The sequence below is a fragment of the Dryocola clanedunensis genome (assembly GCF_038405435.1).
Lineage (GTDB): Bacteria > Pseudomonadota > Gammaproteobacteria > Enterobacterales > Enterobacteriaceae > Dryocola > Dryocola clanedunensis_A.
In genome coordinates this window covers 1-510 of sequence record NZ_JBBYHZ010000249.1, presented here as the reverse complement: position 1 = coordinate 510, position 510 = coordinate 1, and the positions used below count along the sequence as shown (strand labels likewise).

The following is a 510-nucleotide window of genomic DNA, read 5'->3' as shown; positions in this document are numbered from 1 at the left end:
GCATTGAAGGACCTGATCGCAAAAAAAACTGTAGGGCCGGGTCAGAAGCGTGAAGCAGTGCGTTTCCTCACCGAGGCGCACGCGCTCCCCCCTGAGCCGGTCCTGCGGTTACGTGGGTTTGTCTCGTGCGGCCTGGTATGCGCCGCCACTGGACTGGACCGTGCGCGATGCGGAGTTGATCTTGGCATTGGCCAGGCTGGTCGAGGACCGGCCAAGTCGAGGTTTCTGGAAGTGCAGCGATCAACTACGCAAGAAGCGATCGGACTGGAATCCGAAGCGGATCTATCGGGTATACAAGGCGATGAAGCTCAACCTGAGAAGGGCCGCCAAGCGCCGCCTGCCAAAGCGCGAGCGTGTGCCGCTGTATGTTCCCAGGCATCCAGATACCGACTGGACCATGGACTTCATGAGTGCCGCGTTGGCAAACGATTCCAAACATTCAATGTGCTCGATGACCTCAACCGTGAGGTGCTGCATATTGAGTTGGATACATCACTCAACTCTGGTCGC

1 pseudogene is annotated in these 510 nt (G+C 58.0%); it reads left to right on the top strand.

The annotated features are described in order from the left end of the window. A pseudogene (locus tag AAE045_RS24485) lies at positions 1-510 on the top strand (IS3-like element ISXac4 family transposase); the annotation flags it as partial.